This is a genomic window from Nesterenkonia pannonica, from assembly GCF_019575955.1.
Lineage (GTDB): Bacteria > Actinomycetota > Actinomycetes > Actinomycetales > Micrococcaceae > Nesterenkonia > Nesterenkonia pannonica.
On the sequence record NZ_CP080575.1, the window covers coordinates 73,651 to 89,958 of the forward strand.

At 68.2% G+C, this 16,308-nt stretch carries 22 protein-coding genes and 3 pseudogenes; 12 read left to right on the plus strand and 13 right to left on the minus strand.

What is annotated here, in order from left to right:
* Nucleotides 1-93: 93 nt before the first annotated feature.
* The 10 genes and pseudogenes from K0H76_RS00545 to K0H76_RS00590 all read right to left on the minus strand — a co-directional run bounded on the left by K0H76_RS00545 (nucleotide 94) and on the right by K0H76_RS00590 (nucleotide 7,960).
* Nucleotides 94-366, minus strand: a complete 273-nt coding sequence (locus tag K0H76_RS00545; protein ID WP_258934063.1) for an FCD domain-containing protein — start codon at nucleotides 364-366, stop codon at nucleotides 94-96.
* Nucleotides 353-778: a hypothetical protein gene (locus K0H76_RS00550; protein ID WP_258934064.1), complete on the minus strand. Its 426-nt coding sequence runs from the start codon at nucleotides 776-778 to the stop codon at nucleotides 353-355. The genes K0H76_RS00545 and K0H76_RS00550 overlap by 14 nt, the downstream gene beginning before the upstream one ends.
* Before the next feature lie 28 nt (nucleotides 779-806).
* Nucleotides 807-2,543 (minus strand): annotated as a pseudogene (locus tag K0H76_RS00555) (ATP-grasp domain-containing protein).
* Nucleotides 2,540-2,992: a hypothetical protein gene (locus tag K0H76_RS00560; protein WP_258934065.1), complete on the minus strand. Its 453-nt coding sequence runs from the start codon at nucleotides 2,990-2,992 to the stop codon at nucleotides 2,540-2,542. The pseudogene K0H76_RS00555 and the gene K0H76_RS00560 overlap by 4 nt, the downstream one beginning before the upstream one ends.
* Before the next feature lie 104 nt (nucleotides 2,993-3,096).
* On the minus strand, nucleotides 3,097-3,270 hold the full coding sequence (locus K0H76_RS00565) for a hypothetical protein (protein ID WP_258934066.1): 174 nt from the start codon (nucleotides 3,268-3,270) through the stop codon (nucleotides 3,097-3,099).
* A gap of 20 nt (nucleotides 3,271-3,290) precedes the next feature.
* Nucleotides 3,291-4,157: a carboxyltransferase domain-containing protein gene (locus tag K0H76_RS00570; RefSeq protein WP_258934067.1), complete on the minus strand. Its 867-nt coding sequence runs from the start codon at nucleotides 4,155-4,157 to the stop codon at nucleotides 3,291-3,293.
* Nucleotides 4,158-4,165: 8 nt separating this feature from the next.
* Nucleotides 4,166-4,925: pseudogene (locus K0H76_RS00575) on the minus strand (LamB/YcsF family protein).
* 59 nt (nucleotides 4,926-4,984) lie between these two features.
* Nucleotides 4,985-6,471 (minus strand): annotated as a pseudogene (locus K0H76_RS00580) (helix-turn-helix domain-containing protein).
* Between the two features lie 221 nt (nucleotides 6,472-6,692).
* Nucleotides 6,693-7,478: a hypothetical protein gene (locus K0H76_RS00585; protein WP_258934068.1), complete on the minus strand. Its 786-nt coding sequence runs from the start codon at nucleotides 7,476-7,478 to the stop codon at nucleotides 6,693-6,695.
* A complete protein-coding gene (locus K0H76_RS00590; RefSeq protein ID WP_258934069.1) occupies nucleotides 7,475-7,960 on the minus strand; it encodes a hypothetical protein in 486 nt (161 codons plus the stop codon). Before K0H76_RS00590 ends, K0H76_RS00585 begins: the two co-directional genes overlap by 4 nt.
* A gap of 410 nt (nucleotides 7,961-8,370) precedes the next feature.
* On the opposite strand from K0H76_RS00590, the gene K0H76_RS00595 reads away from it, so the two are divergent.
* The 6 genes from K0H76_RS00595 (at nucleotide 8,371) to K0H76_RS00620 (ending at nucleotide 11,789) form a co-directional block, all read left to right on the plus strand.
* On the plus strand, nucleotides 8,371-9,063 hold the full coding sequence (locus K0H76_RS00595) for an AAA family ATPase (protein WP_258934070.1): 693 nt from the start codon (nucleotides 8,371-8,373) through the stop codon (nucleotides 9,061-9,063).
* Between the two features lie 49 nt (nucleotides 9,064-9,112).
* Nucleotides 9,113-9,244, plus strand: a complete 132-nt coding sequence (locus K0H76_RS00600) for a hypothetical protein (RefSeq protein WP_258934071.1) — start codon at nucleotides 9,113-9,115, stop codon at nucleotides 9,242-9,244.
* A gap of 159 nt (nucleotides 9,245-9,403) precedes the next feature.
* On the plus strand, nucleotides 9,404-9,814 hold the full coding sequence (locus tag K0H76_RS00605) for a hypothetical protein (RefSeq protein ID WP_258934072.1): 411 nt from the start codon (nucleotides 9,404-9,406) through the stop codon (nucleotides 9,812-9,814).
* Nucleotides 9,796-11,007, plus strand: coding sequence for a hypothetical protein (locus tag K0H76_RS00610; RefSeq protein WP_258934073.1), 1,212 nt, complete (start codon nucleotides 9,796-9,798; stop codon nucleotides 11,005-11,007). Before K0H76_RS00605 ends, K0H76_RS00610 begins: the two co-directional genes overlap by 19 nt.
* Nucleotides 10,994-11,167, plus strand: coding sequence for a LuxR C-terminal-related transcriptional regulator (locus K0H76_RS00615; RefSeq protein ID WP_258934074.1), 174 nt, complete (start codon nucleotides 10,994-10,996; stop codon nucleotides 11,165-11,167). Before K0H76_RS00610 ends, K0H76_RS00615 begins: the two co-directional genes overlap by 14 nt.
* Nucleotides 11,154-11,789, plus strand: a complete 636-nt coding sequence (locus K0H76_RS00620) for a hypothetical protein (RefSeq protein WP_258934075.1) — start codon at nucleotides 11,154-11,156, stop codon at nucleotides 11,787-11,789. Before K0H76_RS00615 ends, K0H76_RS00620 begins: the two co-directional genes overlap by 14 nt.
* A 26-nt stretch (nucleotides 11,790-11,815) precedes the next feature.
* On the opposite strand, the gene K0H76_RS00625 is transcribed toward K0H76_RS00620, so the two are convergent.
* Entirely contained in the window at nucleotides 11,816-12,019 is a 204-nt protein-coding gene (locus tag K0H76_RS00625) for a hypothetical protein (protein ID WP_258934076.1), read from the minus strand.
* 25 nt (nucleotides 12,020-12,044) lie between these two features.
* Between K0H76_RS00625 and K0H76_RS00630 the strand changes: the two genes are divergently transcribed.
* The 3 genes from K0H76_RS00630 to K0H76_RS00640 all read left to right on the plus strand — a co-directional run bounded on the left by K0H76_RS00630 (nucleotide 12,045) and on the right by K0H76_RS00640 (nucleotide 13,782).
* Nucleotides 12,045-12,266 (plus strand): hypothetical protein, encoded by a 222-nt coding sequence (locus tag K0H76_RS00630; RefSeq protein WP_258934077.1) that lies wholly within the window; start codon nucleotides 12,045-12,047, stop codon nucleotides 12,264-12,266.
* Entirely contained in the window at nucleotides 12,263-12,682 is a 420-nt protein-coding gene (locus K0H76_RS00635; protein ID WP_258934078.1) for a hypothetical protein, read from the plus strand. Before K0H76_RS00630 ends, K0H76_RS00635 begins: the two co-directional genes overlap by 4 nt.
* 65 nt (nucleotides 12,683-12,747) lie before the next feature.
* Nucleotides 12,748-13,782: a LuxR C-terminal-related transcriptional regulator gene (locus tag K0H76_RS00640; RefSeq protein ID WP_258934079.1), complete on the plus strand. Its 1,035-nt coding sequence runs from the start codon at nucleotides 12,748-12,750 to the stop codon at nucleotides 13,780-13,782.
* Here K0H76_RS00640 and K0H76_RS00645 read toward each other — a convergent pair whose 3' ends face one another.
* The gene (locus K0H76_RS00645) at nucleotides 13,783-14,091 is read right to left on the minus strand and encodes a glycosyltransferase family 4 protein (RefSeq protein WP_258934080.1); all 309 of its coding nucleotides are present in this window, start codon (nucleotides 14,089-14,091) and stop codon (nucleotides 13,783-13,785) included. It abuts the gene before it with no gap.
* Between the two features lie 26 nt (nucleotides 14,092-14,117).
* Complete coding sequence (locus K0H76_RS00650) at nucleotides 14,118-14,975, minus strand: glycosyltransferase (protein WP_258935486.1); 858 nt, start codon at nucleotides 14,973-14,975, stop codon at nucleotides 14,118-14,120.
* A 90-nt stretch (nucleotides 14,976-15,065) separates the two neighbouring features.
* On the opposite strand from K0H76_RS00650, the gene K0H76_RS00655 reads away from it, so the two are divergent.
* From K0H76_RS00655 to K0H76_RS00665, 3 genes are all read left to right on the plus strand, one after another.
* Nucleotides 15,066-15,476 (plus strand): hypothetical protein, encoded by a 411-nt coding sequence (locus K0H76_RS00655; protein WP_258934081.1) that lies wholly within the window; start codon nucleotides 15,066-15,068, stop codon nucleotides 15,474-15,476.
* Nucleotides 15,473-15,718, plus strand: a complete 246-nt coding sequence (locus tag K0H76_RS00660; protein WP_258934082.1) for a hypothetical protein — start codon at nucleotides 15,473-15,475, stop codon at nucleotides 15,716-15,718. The genes K0H76_RS00655 and K0H76_RS00660 overlap by 4 nt, the downstream gene beginning before the upstream one ends.
* A 124-nt stretch (nucleotides 15,719-15,842) precedes the next feature.
* On the plus strand, nucleotides 15,843-16,079 hold the full coding sequence (locus K0H76_RS00665; protein ID WP_258934083.1) for a hypothetical protein: 237 nt from the start codon (nucleotides 15,843-15,845) through the stop codon (nucleotides 16,077-16,079).
* Nucleotides 16,080-16,308: the final 229 nt, after the last annotated feature.

A 16,308-nucleotide genomic window follows, 5' to 3' on the forward strand; every position in this document is an offset into this window, starting at 1 on the left:
CTGGGCCAGACACTAGAGGTTGTTCAACAATCGGGGCAAGGGATTGTCCAACAATCGCGCGAAGTTTTACTCAGCCGTAACAGCAGAGGGCGCTCATGCCCGTTCCAGGTGCGCGATGAGGTCGTTCTCCGCCGTGACGAGGTACTCCATCAGATAGGTCTCCGCCTCCGCCCGCCTGTTGCCGCGCAGCAGCTCGGCCAGCTCCCCGTTGCGGCGCACATACCGGGTGTGGAAGTCGGACTCATGCCGACGAGTGAGGAAGGCCAGCCGCATGCGTGCCAGCACCTGGCTCATCAGGCTGTCCAGGGTGGAGGAGCGGGCCTGAGCAACGATCAGCTGGTGAAACTGCTGGTTAGCCTCGGCCATGCCGTGCGCGTCCCCTCGGCGAGCGCAGCGTGCGCCCGATCGACGATCTCCTGAGCGCCGCCGTCGCCTCCGCGGAGAAGTCGGCGGCACGCAGGGCCCCGGTCTGGATGACGCGGCGGACCCTGTAGAGCTCCCGGATGTCCTCGGCCTGGGGCTCATAGACGAAGACTCCGCGGTTGGGGCGACGCTGCACCAGGCCCTCGCCGCATGAGGATCTGGAATGCGCTGCGCAGCGTGTGGCGGGAGATCCCGAGCTGCTGGGTGATGCGCACCTCGGGCAGCTTGGCTCCGGGGACCGCGAGGCCGCGGCGACCTGTTCGCGCAGTGCGGCCGCTGCCCGCTCGGGCAGGTGGGCGTGGTCCTCGGGCTCGGAGCCGATCGGCTGCAGCGAGGCCCAGACTTCGTCAGACATGGCCTCAAACCTACCCGCCGCGGGGACCTCAGCTGATGCGGGCGAGCACCTGGCCGCCGGTGACGGAGGCACCGGGGCTGAGGCTCTCCCTGGAGAGGACTCCTGCGGCCGGAGCTGTGACCCTCTGCTCCATCTTCATCGCCTCGACCACTGCTACCGGATCCCTGACTGCACCTCGCTGCCGTCCTCGGCGAGCCAGGTCACCAGCGTGCCCGCCATCGGCGCGGTGACGGCGCGGCGTCCTCGGACCGCTGGTCCTGATCGGCGGCTGCGTCGGCGGAGCCGAGCAGGCTCAGCAGCGAGGAGGGCAGGCCCAGCTGCACGGCCCGGCCGTCGATCTCTACGGTGGCGCGACGCATGGTCTGCTCACGGTGCCGCACAGCGGATGCCAGATGCTCGGATTCGACGAGAGCGTCCTGGAAGTCCGTTTCGATCCAGCGGGTGTGAACGGCGAAGTCCTCAGCCCCGCGCTCAGCGGCGAAATCCTCAGCGTCGAGCACCGCGCGGTGGAAGGGCAGCACCGTGGGGATGCCTTCGATGCGCATCTCGGCGAGGGCCGTGCGCGCTCGGATCAGCGTCGTCGCCCGATCCGGCCCGGTGACGATGAGCTTAGCGAACATGGAGTCGAAGGCGCCGGAGACCTCGTCACCGGTGCGCAGCCCCGTCTCCACGCGGATGCCGGGGCCGGTGGGCGGACTGAAGAGCTCCACGCGCCCAGGAGTGGGGATGAACCCGAGGGCGGGATCCTCGGCATTGAGGCGGAACTCGAGGGCGTGGCCGACGGCCTGGGGGTCCTCGGAGAGGCTGAGCGGCCTGCCCTCGGCGATGCGCAGCTGCTCGGCGACAAGATCGATGCCCGCCGTCTCCTCGGTCACGGGGTGCTCGACCTGCAGGCGGGTGTTGACCTCCAGGAAGCTCAGCAGCCCGTCGGGGCTCAGAAGATACTCGACGGTCCCAGCGCCCACGTACCCGGCGGCGGCGCAGATGCTCCGCGCAGACTCGTGGATCCGCTGCCGCGTCTCATCGGTGAGGAAGGGAGCGGGGCCTCCTCCACGAGCTTCTGGCTGCGGCGCTGCAGGGAGCAGTCGCGCGTGCCGACGACCACCACGTTCCCGTGGGCGTCGGCGATCACTTGGGCCTCCACGTGCCGGGGGCGGTCCAGGAAGCGCTCGACGAAGCACTCGCCGCGCCCGAAGGCGGACTCCGCCTCACGAACGGCGGAGGCGTAGCCCTCGTCGAGCTCCGACTCGCTCCGGATGATCCGCATGCCGCGGCCTCCGCCGCCGTGGGCAGCTTTGACCGCCACGGGCAGGCCATGCTCGGCGGCGAATGCCCGGACCTCCTCGGCCGAGGAGACCGGGCCGTCGGTGCCCGGCACCAGAGGGGCGCCCGCATCGACGGCGATCCGACGGGCGGTGACCTTGTTCCCCAGTGACTCGATGGTCTCGGGCCTGGGCCCGATCCAGGTCATTCCGGCGTCCGTCACGGCTCGGGCGAAGTCCGCGTTCTCCGAGAGGAACCCGTAGCCGGGGTGGACTGCGTCGGCTTCGAGGGTGCGGGCGGCCTCCAGGATCCGCGGAATGCTCAGGTAGGTGTCCGCGGCCGCATCTCCTCCGAGCGCTGCGGCAGCATCAGCCATTTCCACGTGCAGGGCGGCGGCGTCCTGGTCGGCGTAGACGGCGGCCGTGCTGCATCCGGCCTCGCGGGCTGAGCGGATGATGCGCACGGCGATCTCTCCGCGGTTGGCGATGAGGATGCGCTTCATGGTCGGGCCTCCAGGATGTGGGTCGGGGCGAGTGTGTCAGGGTCCACCGGCTGCAGGGAGACGGCGGTGCCGGGGCCAGCTGGGCAGCGATGCTCAGGTCCTCGGGCACGACGACGCCGATCACCGGGTAGCTTATGGTCACCGGGTGGTCGTTGAGGAACAGCACCGGACTCCCCTCCGGGGCATCTGCAGCGAGCCGCGCGGCACTCCTCGCTGGGGAGCTCGTCCTCCTTGGCGCGCCGGAGGGGACGGGCGTGCTCGTCGTCGGGGTCCGGCGCCAGCCGCAGGCCGATGCGGTCGGCCTGCGCAGTGACCTGCCAGTCCTGCTCCGCCAGGCGCGCCTGCTCGGCGCTGTCGAACCAGTCCTGGCGGGGCCCGTAGGTGAACCGCAGGACGGCGCGGCCTGCGTCGTCGGGCACGTAGAGGGTCGGCTGCTCCGGGACGCCCACCGGCGAGAGTCCCTGCGGCTCGGCGAGGGACAGGCCCTGGCCCTCCGCCAGGGGCCGGACCGAGTCCGGACATGGTGTCGGAGGATGCCGAGCCGAGCACCGGCTCAGCGTCGATCCCCGCGAACGGCCACGATGCTCCGCAGGCCCCGTGTCGGTGCGCGGAGGGTGAGGGTCTCACCCTCCATCAGGACGAACGGCGCGCAGAGCGGGGCAGATCGAACGGATTCGGGTCCGACGACCTCGGCCTGCGCCTGAGCGCCGGTGAGGGCGAGCACCACGGTCCGTGCGGCGCGCAGGCTCAAACCCCCATGACGGCCTCAAGAACTGCTGCGGACTGCGGGTTGCCGACGAGACGGTTGGCCTGAGCGGCGGCGGCCTCATCCGCGACGCCCGCCCGCGAGACGCCGAGGTCGCTCAGACCGGCGCGCCCGAAGTCCTGCACAAGGGTCTGCATCCCTGGGGAGACGATCTCCAGCGCCCCGTGCTCTGAGCCGTCAGCAGGGTTCGCGGGTGCCGCGGCGCCGGTCTCCGGCAGAGCGTCGACGGCGCGGTAGCTGACGGTGTCGCCGGGGCGCACGAGGGCCGGGCTCTCCTGCTCCAGATCCCACATGGCAGCGCCGGTGCGCCCGATGAGCTGCCAGCCGCCCGGGGACCTGCGCGGGTAGATCGCCGAGAACTCCCCGGCGAGCGTTACGCTGCCCGCCGGCACGGCCGTGCGGGGAGACCTCCTGCGGGGCACCTGCATGCTTCGGCTGTCCGGCACGCAGTAGGCGAATCCTGGGGCGAAGCCGCCGAAGGCCGCCGTCCATGTGCGGGAGGTGTGCCATTCGATGAGCTGTTCGACGCTCATGCTCAGCTGCTCGGCGAGCGCGGGCAGATCTTCGCCGTCGTATACGACGTCGATAGTGACCTCGCGAGCTTCACTGCGCTGCCTCTCCGGCAGCGGCGTGCGCTCCAGCTCGGCCCGCCCTGCGGTGAGGGCTGCGGGTGAGGAGAAGCGGATCATGACGGTTCGGGCGGCGGCGACCAGCTCCTCCTGGCCGTGCAGCGGATGGCGGCTGAGCTGCTGGTGTGCCGCGAGGACCGTCTCCAGTGCGTCGAATTCCAGCAGCAGGGCTCGAGTGCCTGCGCGGCGGACGCTGACGGCGGCGTGTCCGATGCTCATCGCGCGGCTCAGACGTCGACGAAGCTGCGGATCTGCACCCCAGCGTCTTCGAGGGCGGCGCGGAGCGTGGCGGCCATCTGGGCGGCGCCTGCCGTGTCGCCGTGGGTGCAGATCGACTCCGCCCCGGCCTCTATGCGGGTGCCGTCGTGGGCGATCATCACACCGTCCTGCGCCAGTCGGAGCATGTTCTCCACCACGCGGCCGGTGTCCTCGATCACCGCGCCGGGCTCGCGGCGGGAGACGAGAGTGCCGTCCGGGTTGTAGGCCCGGTCCGCGAACGCTTCGGAGACTCCCCGCAGCCCCTGGCGGCGGGCGTAGTCGAGTGCGTATCCGCCCGGCAGCAGCAGGACGGGCAGCGTCTCGTCGTACTCGCCGATGGCATCGATGACGGCGTGCGCCTGATCCTTGTGGTGGACGATCGTGTTGTACATGCCCCCATGAGGCTTGACGTATCGGATGCGGGTTCCTGCGGACCGGGCCAGCGCTTCGAGAGCTCCGAGCTGGTAGGTCACCTCAGCGGCGAGCTCCTGGGGGTCGTAGTCGATGAAGCGCCGTCCGAAGCCGGGGAGATCCCGGTAGCCGATGTGCGCCCCCACAGCCACTCCCCAGCCGCCGCCGCTTGCAGCGTGCGACGGATCGTCAGGGGTCGCTTGCGTGGAATCCGCAGGCGACGTTGGCGCTGGAGACGATGTCCAGCATGGACTCGTCAGGAATGGACCAGTTGCCGAAGGACTCTCCGACGTCGCTGTTCAGATCGATCCGGGTCACAGGTGTCTCCTTCGCTGACAGTGCACGTGCGATTGTTCAACAATAACAGCGGCTCTGTTTCAGCTCTGTGACTGGAGGAACCTGTAGACCTCCTCCGAATCCACCCCGGGGAACGCCCCTGCGGCATCGCCGCCAGCAGATGCGTGTTCGCCCGCGCCGTAGGCCATGCGTGCCCGTCCCACACCTCGGAGAGCTCCGCGGGCGGAATGCGGCAGCAGGTGGGGTCGTCCGGGCACCGGGATTTGGACCGGAACCCGGTGGCGCGGCCGCGGAACCACTTGGCGTGCTCGAAGGGCACTCCGATGGAGAGCGAATACACCGACGAGGAGTGCGACTCGGTGCGCGCCGTGCACCAGAAGGTGCCGCGGGGGTGTCGGTGTACTGGTCGAAGGAGCGGAACTTGTCCTCCACGTCGAACACCTCCCGCGAGGTCCAATGCCGACAGATCGTCTGGCCCTCGATGGCGCCGGAGTGGTCGGTGGGGAATCGGACCCCGTCGTTCTCGTAGGCCTTGTGGATGATCCCCGACTCATGGACCTTCTGGAAGTGGCAGGTGATGCCCAAGTGCTCGGTGGCCAGGTTGGTGAACCGGTGTGCGGCCGACTCGTAGCTCACCGCGAAGGCATCCCGCAGGTCCTCGATGGCCAGCTCCTTGGACCGCTTGGCCTGCTGCAGGAAGTCCGTGGTGGACGCCTCAGGCATGAGCAGGGCGCCAGCGAGATAGTTGGCGTAGACCCGCTGCCGGAGGAACTCCGAATAGTCCCCGGGCGCCTCATGCTTCAGCACCCGGTGCGCCAGCGCCTGCAGCAGCACCGATCGAGCGTCCCTGGCCCCCGTCGCAGACTGCGTGAGGTAGATGACCATGTTCCGCTGGTCGGTGACCGACTGGGTCTCGTGGGGAAGCCGCGAGACGTAGCGGATCGAGTAGCCGAGATGCTCGGCAATGTCGGCAGCCTTGTGATGGCTCAGCGGCCGGTGCTGACCACCGGGGCCCGCGTCATGGCGAACCGCTGCGAGCAGCTCGGCCGCCTGCTTCTCCAGCTCCGGGTAATAGTTGTTCTTGGCGCGCTGCTCCTCGCGCAGCTCCGTATTGGCCCGCCTGGCCTCCTCCGGCGTGGCAGCCTGCTCCTCGAGGCGACGCTTGAGCTCGCGCTGCAGAGCGACCAGCGACTCGAGGGCATCGGTGGGAAGCCGCGAGGAGATCCGCACATTGGGAAGGTTCAGGGCGGCGTAGAGGGTCCGCGCTGCGTCTTCTCGAGCTCTATCTCCAGGGCCGCGCGACGGTTGGGGGCTCTGCGCCGAAGAGCTCGTCGACCCCGACTCCGAGCGTCTTCGCGATCTGGCGAAGCTGGGAGAGCTTCGGCTCGCGACGGCCGTTCTCCAGCAGAGACAGCTGGGAGGGGACCGTCCCGACGGCCTCAGCGAGGTCATCGAGGGTCATCGGCTGCTTCTTGCGGAGGTGGCGGACGCGACGGCCCAGGGCAATCAGGTCGACGCCCTCGTCGCTCTCCTCGTCCACACTCCGCCCTGAGCGCATGTGAGTCATGCTACAGCTCCATCGTCCTGCTGAGAGACGGACCGACCCCAGAAGGACCTCGAAAACCTCTGGGGGCCGGTGGTTCCGGACGAGCCTGCAGGCTCTACACTGCCTGCGGACCGGCAGCCTCAGCATCGTCAGCATCGGTCGTCATGACGTGCAGTGAGGCGCGGGGGCCTCAGGGACGCCGTTGATCAGGATTCCTGCAGCGCTCATGGTCATTCATCTCCTCAGTGGAACTGTCCCTCTTCGGTCGACCCCTTGAGGGCGACCGTCGAGGAGTCAGGGTTCAGGGTGGTCGAGATGGCGTCGAAGTAGCCGGTGCCGACTTCGCGCTGGTGGCGGGTGGAGGTGTATCCGCTGCCCTCAGAGGCGAACTCAGCCTCCTGCAGCTCCACGTAGGCCTTCATCTGCTCCTCCTTGTAGCCCTTGGCGAGGTTGAAGGAGGCGTAGTTGAGGCTGTGGAAGCTTACCAGGGTGATGAACTGGAAGGTGAAGCCCATCTTGCCGAGCTCGTTCTGGAACTTCGCGATGGTCTCGTCGTCCAGGTGCTTCTTCCAGTTGAAGGACGGCGAGCAGTTGTAGGCCAGCATCTGGTCCGGGTGCTCAGCCTTCACCGCCTCGGCGAACCGACGCGCCGCCTCCAGGTCCGGGGTGCCCGTCTCCATCCAGATGAGGTCGGAGTAGGGGGCGTAGGCCTTGGCGCGCTCGATGCAGGGCTCGATGCCGTTGCGCACCTTGTAGAAGCCCTCGGCAGTGCGCTCGCCGGTGATGAAGGGCCGGTCCCGCTCGTCGACGTCCGAGGTGATCAGCGTGGCAGCCTCTGCGTCGGTGCGGGCGATGATCAGGCTGGAGACGTTGTGCACGTCGGCTGCCAGACGGGCGGCCTGCAGGGTGCGCACGTGCTGTCCGGTGGGGATCAGCACCTTGCCGCCGAGGTGGCCGCACTTCTTCTCGGAGGCCAGTTGGTCCTCCCAGTGCACTGCTGCCGCACCGGCGTCGATCATGCTCTTCATGAGCTCGTAGGCGTTGAGGGGCCGCCGAAGCTTACCTCTGCGTCGGCGACGATCGGGACCACATAGTCCTCGACGTCCCTGACGCCTTCGAGGTAGTCGATCTGGTCGGCGCGCATCAGAGCGTTGTTGATGCGGCGCACCACGGTCGGCACGGAGTTCGCCGGGTACAGCGACTGGTCCGGGTAGGTGTGGCCGGAGTTGTTGGCGTCGCTTACGACCTGCCAGCCGGAGAGGTAGATGGCCCGCAGGCCTACCTTCACGTAGTTGACCGCCTGGTTGCCGGAGAGTGCGCCCAGGAGTTGGTGTACCTGCTTACTGCGTGCTCCTCGGTGAGCTGCTTCCAGAGCTTCTCCGCGCCGCGCTTGGCGAGGGTCTTCCTCCTGGACGGTTCCCTGGAGCTTCACGACGTCAGTGGCGGAGTAGTCACGCGTGACGTTCTTCCAGCGGGGGTTCGTAGTCCATTCCTCCTGGAGGGCCTCCACCTTGCTGCTGAAGTCGGGATCGATGGTCGATGCTTACTCCTGAGCCACGCCGTCGACCTGAGTGTTCAGAGTGTCGGTCATGGTGAATCTCCTTTGAATCGTTGACCGTTCCGCACAACCTCGTCGTTGCGGGATGTGACTCCAGTCTCAGCGGGGCGCAACCCCCGAACCACCGGATCCGAGAAAAAGATCTGCATTTCTTCGATGCGGCGAAGAACGTGCAGTCTGCGGCGCGAACTGTCGCCCTGAGACGCTCCGGACCGCACCGCGAGCCCATGTCGAGGCCTCTCCTGCCCATTGAGCCTCTAGCCAACGAACGACCTGGTCAGACTAAGATGACCCCTAGAGAAAATTTCTTCACTGAGCCAGCGATCCCGTTCGGTCACCCATCATGAAGGGCTGCGCGCCTGATGAGAACGTTCGTATCGGATGAACCAGATCCGCCGACGCCCAGTGCCGCCCTGCTCCAGCCCCTCTCACCGTCAGGCGCGGGGAGCTCCTCGGAACGATCGGCCCCTCAGCCCTCCCTCTTCGTCCCGCCGCTCGGCCCGGATGTGCTGGACAGGCCACGCATCCACAGCCTGATCGACAGTGCCGCAGCCCCCGGCCGCCTCGCCATGCTCCTGGGGCCGCCCGGCACCGGCAAGACGACGGCAGCGGCGCTGTGGGCCCGCCGCTGCGAGCGCCCCGTGGTCTGGCTCGACGCGGAGGAGTCAGCAGGCGACCCGTGGGAGTTCTACGCCGATCTGATCGACGAGCTGCAGAGGGCGACGGGCACGACTGGCCTCTCGTCGATCATCGCTTACTTTGAGCAGCCCCGTCCCCTGAGACGCATGGGGGCCGTCCTCGCGCGGGAGCTGCTGCGCAGAGGCACTGACGCTGCGATCGTCGTCGATCATGCAGAGCTGCTCGGCGATGAGGCACTCGAACTTGTGGAGGTGCTCGCCGCCAGACTCTCCAGCCTCAGCTGGGTCCTTCTTGCGGTCAGCCTGGACTCCGACTTCATCCTCACGGCCGAGACAAAGCTATCCGGCGGAGTCATTGACTCCGAGGACCTGGAGCTCACCGCCGAGGAGGCACTCTCCGTGCTGAGAGAGGCCTAAGCATTCTCGATGTGAATCCGGAGGTGCTCCCCGCACCTCCAGTCCCCTGATGATCCGTTCGCTGATCGCCCAGACCAGGCGACGGGGAGGGGACGGACCCGTGACGGCCGAAACCCTGAATGACCTGCAGAAGGACCTCGCCGCGCGGTCCCTGCGCAGAATCATCGCCGAGGAGCGCTGACCTCAGAGCATCGGACGTTTCTGCTGGCTTCACTCACCCAGACGGCCGACAGTGAGCTGATCTCGGCCTGCTCCGCGTCTCCCCAGCGAAGGACGCGCAACCCTTCGTCGGCTGGCGCGCCACGGGCTGGGCTTCCTCGACGCCGACGGAATCCTCCACGTGGAGGAGAATCTCGGCAGCGGCATGCGGGAGATCGCAGAGGAGAGGCTCCAGCCCGCGGACCTGGCGCAGGCTCATCGGACCATCTGCGACTGGCACCTGAAGCACAGACGTCCCGCCGACGCGCTGCAGCATGCCGATTGCGCTTACGATTGGGAGCGGATCTCGCTGCTGATGCTTCTGCACTTCCACGAGCTCTCCGTCGCGGCGAAGCGGCAGGCTTACCAGATCCTCTCGCGGATGCCGTGCGGCATGCTTCGCACCCACCCCTGGATGGGATGGTTCCGCATCCTGCTCCTCAACGATGCCCCGGGCACCACGCTGACCACCCTTCAGGCGGCGGGGAGACCATTCTGGGGAGCCTCGACCCTGCGGCGGAGGGCCTGCACGCGATGGTGGTGGACGGTGTGAAGTTCGCTGTGCACCGGACTCTGGGCGACTTTGAGACCTCCGATGAGCTGATCAGCGGCCTTCTGCCTCAGGTGGAGGCGCTGCAGGTCACAGGTGCGAGTGAGCACGCACTGACGATGACCGTGGACCATTACCTCATTCTGCAGGCCGTCGAGGCATGGCTGAGCACGGCGCTGCGGCAGTATGCGGCCTCCTCGAAGCTCTTCCTCGGAGAGTTCGACGAAGCGCTGGCGCTGATCGACCCCATCACCGGTCCGCTGGTCGACGAGCAGGGCGAGTTCAGCTGGACCGCTCTCTACAGCCACGGGATCAAAGCTCTCACCCTGGCCGTCGCCGGGCGCTATGCCCCATGCCGGCAGGCCCTCGAGCAGCTCGAGGAGGCCGAGCTGCCCCCAGGATGGGACGAGAGCCGCGCAGGGATCCCCGCCTGCATCGCACGAGCGCATACGGCCCTCGTCGACCGACGCCCTGAGCGCGCACGGGCTGAGCTGGAGCTGATCATGCGTCACCACGGCTCGTCCGAATGGTGGCCGTTCGTGCTCGCCCTCCGCACGAGAATGTCCTTCTACTTCCCGGAGCCCGGCATGATCGGCTATGCGACCTCGCAGCTCTGGTCCCGCAAGGAGAGCCCTCCCACCAGCCGCTTCATGCAGGTGCATATGCACTGCCAAACGGCAGTGGCAGCGCTGGCCGCGGGCGGGCTGCCACAGGCTGCCAGTCACCTCGAGCGCGCGAAGGAGCTCGACTATCCGCGCCGCCCCGGGGCCTGCATCGAATACGCGGCGGCGATGCTCCACGCCGGGCGCGGCGAGTGGGAGCATGTTCGGCTGATCACAGAGCTGGCACTCGAGTCGCGCGAGCCGACGCCGCAGCAGGAGGCCGCCCTGGGGGCCTGCTTACTCCATGCAGGGGCCCAGCTCCTGCGCAGCGGCGCCCCGGACGCACAGGCGGAGCTCCTGGGGACCGAATTCCGTGCTGCTCTCTTCGCAGCAGACACCTCCGGCTCCTACTTCGACCTCCTGCTGATCCCCAGCAGCCTGCTGCTGCCCCTGATCGCAGAGCATGCCCCGAACGAACAGACCTTGCTGCGGGGCGCGCGGCGCTGCGTCGTCACCCGTCGAACCGGTCCAGGAAGGGAGTCCGCACCTGACCGGGTCGGAGAAGAGGGTGCTGGACGAAATGCTGCGGACTGATTCCCGGGCGGTGATCGCCCACCGCCTTTACCTCTCGGAGAACACGGTGAAGACGCATCTGCGTCGGATCTATAAGAAGCTTCAGGCCCGCTCACGCGATGAGGTGCTGGAGCGGGCGTACGCCTTCGGCCTGCTGGACCGGCCCCATGAGAGCTCCTGACACGCTCGGCACGCGCCCAGCCGTCGCCATCTTCCGCAGGCCTCGGGTGACCCGCATTCTTGGCGATGCGGTGAGCAGGTCGCCCATCACTCTCATGGTGGCTCCGCACAGCTTCGGCAAGCTGACGGCCGCGACCCAATGGGCGGCTCGGCAGAAGAGCCATGTGCTGTGGGTCAATGCCGCCGCCTCAGGGGGCCACGGCTGGGACTTCTACCGCAGCCTCGTCACGGCCCTGACCTCAGTCTCCGGGGGCGAGCGGCTCACAGAGCTCACCGGAGGGCTCGACGGTCAGCGGCCGCTGCGTCGCATGGGGACGATCCTGGGGCGCGAACTGCACCGATGCGGGATGGAGGCGGCAGTCATCGTCGAGCATGCCGAACGCCTCTCCGCGGAGGCGCTCGCCCTGCTGCGCACCCTGGCCGATCGGCACCCCGGGGTCCGCTATGTGGTTCTCGCAGCCGAATTGACACCGACTTCATCGCCCACGCTCAGGCGCAGGGCGCCGAGTTCATCGGCCCCGACGTCCTCCAGCTCCACGCCGAGGAGACCGCTCAGGCAGTGGCGGAGGCTTACCTTCGCACGGCATCCGCCGACGCGCTGGACCTGGTCACCACGCCTCTGATGCTGCGCTCCGTCATCCAATACGTCTCAGGCCTGGGAGAGCAGGTCATCACTGCGGCTCATCGGCAGCACGTCATCAGACGGCTCGCGTCCCGTTCCATGGCGCGGATCCTCGCCGACTACACCGGCGGCTCCAGCAGCGCCTCCTCCAGATCCTGTCCTTGGTGGCGCCTCGAACGAGGAGCTGGTCGCCCGACTGCTGCGCACCAGCCGTCCCGCCGCCCACGCCATTCTGGAGAGCCTGAGCCAGCAAGGGATGGGACGGTGGAGCGACGGCGGCCTCTTCCGGCTCGATGAGTCCCTGAACCGCGGCCTGTCCGAGATCGCGGCGGAGCAGCTGCAGGACTCGGAACGTGTCCGCACCCACCGGATCACTGCGGCATGGATGTATGAACGGGGCCGCATCGAGGGGCACTCCTGCACGCCGAACGCGCGGAGGACTGGGGGCTCATCGGACGCATCGTGCTGGAGCGCATGAGCGACCTGCCGGAGCATCGCGGTGAGGCCTTCCTTCGGATGCTCGAGCGTGCACCTGATCACGCCCTGCGTGAGAGCCCCTGGCTGAGCTGGCACCGGCTCCACCTCCTGGCCGGAACTCCCGGAGTGACGTACGCACAGCTGGAGGAGGTCGCGGCTCAGACACTGAACTCGATGGACCCTCAGGCTCGTGGCACGCGTCGTCTCATGCAGGAGGCATTCGTGTTCGGGGTGCGACGCGTCCTCGGCGACTACGAGGGGGCGGATGAGATGCTCGTACCGCTGCTGACCAGCATCGAACGCCTTCAAGCACCTGTCGCCTACCACGCCTCCCGGACTCCGCTGAGACATCCGTGCTCAGCGCATTCGAACGATGGGTCGCGCAGGCCGTGCGCCTCTTCGGGGCCAGCGGCTTAGGCTGCTGATGGGAGATCACCAGTCAGCTCTGGAGATGATCGCGCCTGCCATCCGGCCCCCGCGGGATGAGAACGACGTCTTCGAATGGCACGGCCTCTACAGCGCTTACCAAAGCGCTGACGCTGGCCTCCAGCGGCAGCATCAGGGAGGCTGAGAGGGAGCTTCGATGGATTCGAAGCTTCCGCCTCCCGGAGGGCTGGGAGGAGAGCCACTACGGCCTGCCCACCCTCCTCGCCGAAATCTATGCGGCCTTCGCCCAGCAGCGCCGCGAGACGGCGAAGGCCCTGATCGCAGGGCTGGGACGCTTCGAGATGACCCTGGATCTGTGGCCCTTCGTCTACGAGCTCCGCGCCCGGAGCGGGTACTACTACGGCGAGGCCGGTGCGTGGCAGGCCTTCGCGGCCGCGCTGGAGGCGCGCCCGGATCAGCCGGTCGCCTCCCTCTACTGGCACCAGAATCTGTGGGGCAGGGTCGCGTCGCTGGCCGCCGCCATGCGCGACAGGGAGGCCGCCGAGCGCTACATGGCGCGCATGAGGGAGATGGACTATCCCTCACGCCGCGGGGCCGTGCTGGAGCGCGCTCAGCTGAGCCTGCATCTTCAATGGAGGGAGTACGAGTCCGTCCGTGAGCTCGCAGAGGAGCTGCTGAGCCGAACCGACCTCAACCTGCGGGAGGAGACTCAGGCGCGCGTCTCCATGGCAGCAGCCCTGCACGCCCTCGGAGATGCCCCCGGTGCACGAGACCACCTGCGCCTGGCCCTGGACCTGGCCGACGACTCCGGGCTGCTCTTCGAGGCTCTCCACGTAGCGCGCCGCTCGATCCGGGAGATGACCGAGCTCTACGCGCCGGAGCGGACGCCGATGCTGAGGCTGCTCGCACCGATGGACAGCCCGGAGCGAGTCCCGCAGATGACCGAATCTGAGCTGCGCGTGCTTCAGGAGCTGGCCCACACCGAATCGCGGTCAGTGATTGCGCACCGGCTTCACCTCTCCGTCAACACCGTTAAGACCCACCTGCGAAAGATCTACCGCAAGCTCGACGTCGGCTCGCGGCTCGATGCGGTGGAGCGCGCCTACGCTCTGGGACTCATCCAGACCTGATCAGCACGGATACAGGCGCTCGTAAGCCCGCGCCGTCTGCTCCCACGTGAAGCTCCTGACGGCCTGGGCGCCCGCATGCCCCAGCGAGCGCCTCCGCCTCTCATCGGCCAGCAGCTCCACTATGCGTGCGCTCATGCCTGCGGGATCCTCCGGGTCGATGAGGAGCCCCGTGACCCCGTGCTCGAGAAACTCCCGAGGACCGCCGTGCCGCGTGGCGAGAACCGGCACCCCGGCACGCCACCCCTCCAGCACGGTGATGCCGAAGGGCTCCACCACACTGGGCACCACCAGCATCTGAGCCGCCGCCATCGCTGCCCCCACCTGAGTAGGCTGAGCTAACCGACCAGATGCACACGGTGCGCGATGCCGCACTCCGATGCCAGACCCTCCAAAGCCGAGCGCTCCGGCCCCTCCCCGCCGATCACCAGATCCGTGCCGTCGGCGGCATCCTCCGCGCAGGCGCGTGCGAATGCGCGGATGAGCCGGTCGAAGCCCTTGGTGCCCACAAGCCGCCCCACTCCGAGCACATACCGGCCCGGAAGACCAGGAACTTTGCCGTCAGCGGCCTCATTGAGATCCACGCCGTTGAAGACCACCTCCGCGGCGCCCGGCGCCAGACCGAAGCGGAGCAGATCGTCGGCGGCGAAGCGGGAGCAGGAGGTGACCGCTGCGGCCTGCCCCAGACTGCGACGCAGGCCGCTGCGCAGCAGCGCGGACTGGTCGAAGACGCCGTTCGCATCGCCGAATGTCTCTCCATGGTGGCTCAGCACCAGGGGCAGACCCGCCGTGCGGGCCAGCCGGGCGGCGTAGAGGCCATTGGGGCCGAAGCAGTGCACATGCAGGAGCTCAGGCTGATCCCTCCGGAGGGCCGAGCGCCACGCAGCCCATGCGCGCGGGGCCGCCGCCGCAAATCGAAGAGCCGGACCCGGAGCCCGGGTAGGCAAGGGGCAGGGAAGGTACCGCAGCGGAATGCCGCGGAATTCGGACGGGACGTCGTCTCCTGGTCCACCGACCAGATGACAACGTCGTGGCCGAGCTGCCTGAGCTGCACCGCCACGTTCGCCACGTGCTCCTCGACACCCCCGGCGCGGGGAACAAAGGAACTGGTCACCAACGCAATACGCATTGACGCTTACCCCTATCCAGGCCGATGGAATCCGCTTATGATGTCGATCAGGCCAGCTTCGCGGCATCATAGAACAGTGCGGGCGCTTGCCTGGGAAGAGTATAGAGGTGAGCCTTTTGCCCCACCTGGTGCTGGCTGCCACAGCCTCAGACACCCCATGGGCGCCGAGCGCTACCAGGAGGAGGTGAGCCTCCGAGCGCCCGAGGCCCTCCCCGACTGGCGCATCACAGAGATCGTCGCCCGCTCGCTGCGCTCTCCTCTCCCTGGCAATCGCCGTCTTCCGATGCGATGGCTGCGCGGCGCCACCGCACGCCAGCGCCGCGTGTTCGGACGCGCCCTGTACGGCAGCGGCCGTCCGGTCACCCACCGCATGGATCTGCTCCTGCCGCCCGGACCAGGCCCCAATGCGGCCACCATTCACGACACCGTGGCGTGGCGCTTTCCCGACGAAGCCCCACCCGCCCTCGCAGCGGCGGAGGAGGCACGCCGCGCCGACGCCGTCATCTGCGTCTCAGAGTTCTCGGCGCAGGAGGTCCGGGACCTCCTGGGGTGCGGAGCCCGACGGTGATCTACAACGGAGTGGACGCGCGGTTCTTCGACCCGACGCCCCTCACGGCGCACCAGCGGCAGGCTCTGGGACTGGAGCAGCCCTACGTGCTGCACTTCGGCGGCGCCTCCGAGAGGAAGAACCTCGGGGCGCTGGCCGAGGCATGGCCAACAGTGCGCCGCGCGCGCCGTCCCTGCAGCTGGCCCTCTCCGGGCCGCCGCATCCGCGCAGGACCGAGCTCTTCGCGGGGCTTCCGGGTGTGAGGCTGCTGGGCAGCCAGCCCTCCGAGATCATGCCCTCGCTCATCGGCAGCGCGGAAGCGGTGATCGTCCCCTCAACCTATGAGGGATTCGGACTCCCCGCCTTGGAGGCCATGGCGGTAGCGCGGTGGTCGCCGCCGCAGCCACATCGGCCCTGCCCGAGGTGGTGGGCGATGCCGGGCTTCTCATCCGTCCTACGCCGGACGGGGTGGCCTCGGGCCTGCTTGATCTGACCACGGACAGTCCGGAGATCTCCCGACTGCGCGATCGTGGACGGGCACGCGCCGCTGAGTTCACCTGGGAGCGCTGCGTGCGGGCGCACGCGGACGTCTGGCAGTCCCTCGCGGACGGAGGAGCCGGATGAGCTCAGGCAGCAGCCCCCGCGTGGCACTGGCCCACGACTACCTGACCCAGCGCGGAGGCGCCGAGCGCGTCGCCGCGATCATGGCTGAGGCCTTCCCTCAGGCTGCTCTGCACACCGCCCTGTATGACCCTGACGGAACGTTCGAGGACTTCCGCAGGCTCGACATCCGGGTGTCAGCCCTGAACCGCGCCGGCTTCCTGCGGCGGCACCACCGGGCTGCCCTGCCGCT

What these genes read in the sequence shown, in the direction of transcription:
- K0H76_RS00620 (WP_258934075.1), top strand. Translation starts at nt 11,154, where the DNA reads ATGAGAGCTCCTGACACGCTCGGCACGCGCCCAGCCGTCGCCATCTTC.
- K0H76_RS00545 (WP_258934063.1), bottom strand. Translation starts at nt 366, where the DNA reads ATGGCCGAGGCTAACCAGCAGTTTCACCAGCTGATCGTTGCTCAGGCC.
- K0H76_RS00615 (WP_258934074.1), top strand. Translation starts at nt 10,994, where the DNA reads ATGCTGCGGACTGATTCCCGGGCGGTGATCGCCCACCGCCTTTACCTC.
- K0H76_RS00610 (WP_258934073.1), top strand. Translation starts at nt 9,796, where the DNA reads ATGGTGGTGGACGGTGTGAAGTTCGCTGTGCACCGGACTCTGGGCGAC.
- K0H76_RS00645 (WP_258934080.1), bottom strand. Translation starts at nt 14,091, where the DNA reads ATGGCGGCGGCTCAGATGCTGGTGGTGCCCAGTGTGGTGGAGCCCTTC.
- K0H76_RS00600 (WP_258934071.1), top strand. Translation starts at nt 9,113, where the DNA reads ATGATCCGTTCGCTGATCGCCCAGACCAGGCGACGGGGAGGGGACGGA.
- K0H76_RS00595 (WP_258934070.1), top strand. Translation starts at nt 8,371, where the DNA reads ATGAGAACGTTCGTATCGGATGAACCAGATCCGCCGACGCCCAGTGCC.
- K0H76_RS00625 (WP_258934076.1), bottom strand. Translation starts at nt 12,019, where the DNA reads ATGGCGTGGGCGGCGGGACGGCTGGTGCGCAGCAGTCGGGCGACCAGC.
- K0H76_RS00585 (WP_258934068.1), bottom strand. Translation starts at nt 7,478, where the DNA reads ATGAAGAGCATGATCGACGCCGGTGCGGCAGCAGTGCACTGGGAGGAC.
- K0H76_RS00635 (WP_258934078.1), top strand. Translation starts at nt 12,263, where the DNA reads ATGAGCGACCTGCCGGAGCATCGCGGTGAGGCCTTCCTTCGGATGCTC.
- K0H76_RS00655 (WP_258934081.1), top strand. Translation starts at nt 15,066, where the DNA reads ATGGGCGCCGAGCGCTACCAGGAGGAGGTGAGCCTCCGAGCGCCCGAG.
- K0H76_RS00570 (WP_258934067.1), bottom strand. Translation starts at nt 4,157, where the DNA reads ATGAGCATCGGACACGCCGCCGTCAGCGTCCGCCGCGCAGGCACTCGA.
- K0H76_RS00650 (WP_258935486.1), bottom strand. Translation starts at nt 14,975, where the DNA reads ATGCCGCGAAGCTGGCCTGATCGACATCATAAGCGGATTCCATCGGCC.
- K0H76_RS00640 (WP_258934079.1), top strand. Translation starts at nt 12,748, where the DNA reads ATGAGAACGACGTCTTCGAATGGCACGGCCTCTACAGCGCTTACCAAA.
- K0H76_RS00550 (WP_258934064.1), bottom strand. Translation starts at nt 778, where the DNA reads ATGTCTGACGAAGTCTGGGCCTCGCTGCAGCCGATCGGCTCCGAGCCC.
- K0H76_RS00630 (WP_258934077.1), top strand. Translation starts at nt 12,045, where the DNA reads ATGGGACGGTGGAGCGACGGCGGCCTCTTCCGGCTCGATGAGTCCCTG.